Here is a 1,966-nt window from a genome sequence, read left to right as displayed (position 1 = left end):
ACATTTGAAGTAGTGAATACGATCCAGAAATGTATTAAGAAGTTCGTTATTTACACCACCGCGTGCTTTAGGTGTGACAAACTCTGTTACTTGTGCTTTCCAGTCTTCCTGACTGGACTCACGACGACCCATGCAGATAATGCGCGTATCCGCTGTTAAGCGTTTTTCCGCATCAAGATGGTATAAAGCAGGCAATAACTTTTTCTTAGATAAGTCGCCTGTGGCGCCAAAAATAACAATGGTACAAGATTGCATGATTTCTCCCGTTGCAGGCTATTACTCAGCCGTTGACCGTATATAATTTGGAGAATTGTACAATTTTTGGGAGATAAGCGTGCGAAAAATTCTTTTTGCCAGTAGTGAAGTCCATCCGTTAATGAAAACCGGGGGCCTGGCAGATGTGTCTGCCAGCTTACCAGCGGCGCTGGCTGAACATGGACAAGATGTCAGAATTTTTATGCCTGCCTATCGTCAGTGCCTGCAAAGAATAGAAAGCTCGCACACCGTTGCTACGATTAAACTGGATGGTTACCACCTGCCTGTGGAAATTATTGAAACCACACTTCCTGGTACTGAGGTCATCGTCTGGCTATTGAATTCCCCCTATCACTTTGATCGCAGTGGTGGACCCTACAGCCACCCTGGCGGACATGACTGGGAAGATAATGCCGCAAGGTTTGCATTGTTTTGTCGCGCTATTGTGGCTTTAGCCATGGATGAAGCTGAACTGAACTGGAAGCCAGATATTTTGCATTGCAACGATTGGCAGACCGGGCTTGCACCAGCATTGCTGACGTTGAGAGAGAATACTCCCCATACCATTTTTACTATTCACAATATGGCCTATCAGGGACTGTTTGAGCGCCCGGTTTTTGACGCGCTGGACTTACCTGAGTCTCTTTGGTCAATTGATGGGCTAGAGTTTTATGGCTTGATGTCTTTTATGAAAGCCGGGCTCATATTTAGCGATCACATCACTACAGTTAGTCCTACCTATGCTAAAGAAATATGTGACGCTGAGTTTGGTTATGGCCTGGAGGGATTATTATCTTATCGAGCCGAACAAGGGCGCTTAAGTGGCATATTGAATGGCATTGATTATCAAGAATGGAACCCGGCTACGGATCCTTATCTAAGGCACCATTACTCAGTCAAAACACCAAACCGTAAAAAGAAAAACAAGCAGGCACTTCAGCAACAATTTTATTTACCCCAGTCTGAACAGACGCTCTTTATCGGCTTAATCAGTCGTCTGGTATCACAGAAAGGTATCGATTTATCCATCGAAGCGATAACACGCTTACTGGAAGAGGGGCAGGATATTCAGCTGATTTGTCTGGGCAGTGGTGAAGCAGATTTTGAGCAAGCTTTGCGTGTACTTCGTGCGCGGTTTCCTGATAAAGTGGCATTGACCATTGGCTATGATGAAAAACTCTCGCATCAGATTGAAGCGGGGGTGGATGTGTTTCTGATGCCCTCACGATTTGAGCCATGTGGCCTGAATCAGATGTATAGCCTGCGATATGGTACGCTACCGATTGTACGTAATACTGGCGGTTTAGCTGACACAGTTGTTGATGCTAACGACGAAAACCGTAAAATCGGTATTGCTAATGGATTTTGTTTTCATGAGGCTTCAGCAGAAGCATTATACGAAACACTGGAACGGGCGACCGCGCTGTTTCAGCATCCGCGGATATGGCGAAAACTGATGATCACCGCAATGGAGGGGGATTTCAGTTGGGAAAACAGCGCCAATATCTATATCGATCTCTATCACCATGTAAATGAACGTTAATACTATGACAGATTATGAACCTGTATTGAGTACTGTCGAGCAGCTATCTATGCTGGGCGATAAAGAGCTACGTCAACATGTTCGGTTTCTTGGCCATATTCTTGGTGAAGTAATTGATGAGCGTGCTGGTCGTGAGGTCTATGAGACGGTAGAGCGTTTGCGTAAGGG

Annotated in this window: 1 protein-coding gene and 1 pseudogene; one reads left to right on the top strand and one right to left on the bottom strand. The window is 45.4% G+C overall.

Translation table 11 applies throughout. The features are described from left to right. A pseudogene (locus tag B4K20_RS03705) lies at positions 1-255 on the bottom strand (glucose-6-phosphate dehydrogenase); the annotation flags it as partial. A 79-nt stretch (positions 256-334) separates the two neighbouring features. On the opposite strand from B4K20_RS03705, the gene glgA reads away from it, so the two are divergent. Then, a complete protein-coding gene (glgA, locus tag B4K20_RS03700; protein WP_289281932.1) occupies positions 335-1,798 on the top strand; it encodes a glycogen synthase GlgA in 1,464 nt (487 codons plus the stop codon). The last annotated feature ends 168 nt before the right edge of the window (positions 1,799-1,966 follow it).

The organism is Methylophaga sp. UBA5088 (genome assembly GCF_002414625.1).
GTDB classification, from domain to species: Bacteria; Pseudomonadota; Gammaproteobacteria; order Nitrosococcales; family Methylophagaceae; genus Methylophaga; species Methylophaga marina.
The sequence above is the reverse complement of the archived record's forward strand: the minus strand, read 5'-3'. Positions and strand labels throughout refer to the sequence as shown.